The sequence below is a fragment of the Mesorhizobium sp. M7A.F.Ca.ET.027.02.1.1 genome (assembly GCF_004022985.1).
In the GTDB taxonomy this organism is placed as follows: Bacteria; Pseudomonadota; Alphaproteobacteria; order Rhizobiales; family Rhizobiaceae; genus Mesorhizobium.
On the sequence record NZ_RZOL01000843.1, the window covers coordinates 1 to 858 of the forward strand.

Below are 858 nucleotides of genomic sequence, written 5' to 3' on the forward strand. Positions count from 1 at the left end.
GTACTCGGGCGAGCACGCGACCATCGGCAGACAGGAGGTCGGAAGCGCAGGCGACGACGGGGCCGTCGTAATATTGCACGCGGCCGGTATAGCCGTTGAGCGCTCCTGGCCGGCAGGCAAAGACGCGAACGCCTGCTGCGATCGTGTCCACGGCATCCGCGGGGACGGAGATCGTCTTGATGCCTTCCTTGGTTATGAGCGTGCGCACAGGCACGGAGCTCCAATGCGAGCGGCGCAAGGCGTTATTCGCCTGAGCTTCGGTTGGGTAGCCGGTTCGCTGGGTAATGACCGGCGGGAAGCGGCCCCAGTCGGGCGCATACTCTTGCCGGCTGCGACTGACCCGATCGGGCTTCCAATAGGAGTCCGTAATCGAAACGGGGCCACGCGGGGCCGAATGTGAAGCATCCGGCACTCGCGCGGCGCAACCGGCGAGCAAGGCCGCAGATGCGACGACGGGGAGGATGTGACGAAAAGAACGCATATCGTGCTCGGGGTCATTGGTTTGCAGGTGAGAAATTCCGGCGGAGCCAAGGCATCCGGAGGTGCTGGCCGAATTGCCGCAATGGGTTTTGTAAGCCTGGCGCTCTCGATCTGGGCGTAGAGGGGATGCCACGATCGGGATCATCGGGGAGGGTGACGGCTACGCCTGCTTTCAGCCTCTCGCCGGCGACCTCGGCCGTTTCGCTGGTTGCACAACGCCCTCGTCTTTCCGGATCGGCGAGCAAGCAACCCACTTTTCAAGGTGGTGGTTACGAGCCATGCCCTGGCGACAACGCCACAAGCCCACGTCTGCTTTCCCAGCGTCGCGGTCTGGCCCAGGTCGCAGCCGTCGACGCCGCGATAGGTGCACTAAGCAAC

Annotated in this window: 1 pseudogene; it reads right to left on the reverse strand. The window is 64.0% G+C overall.

What is annotated here, in order from left to right:
• Positions 1 to 208, reverse strand: a pseudogene (locus EN749_RS39305) (hypothetical protein); the annotation flags it as partial.
• Positions 209 to 858: the final 650 nt, after the last annotated feature.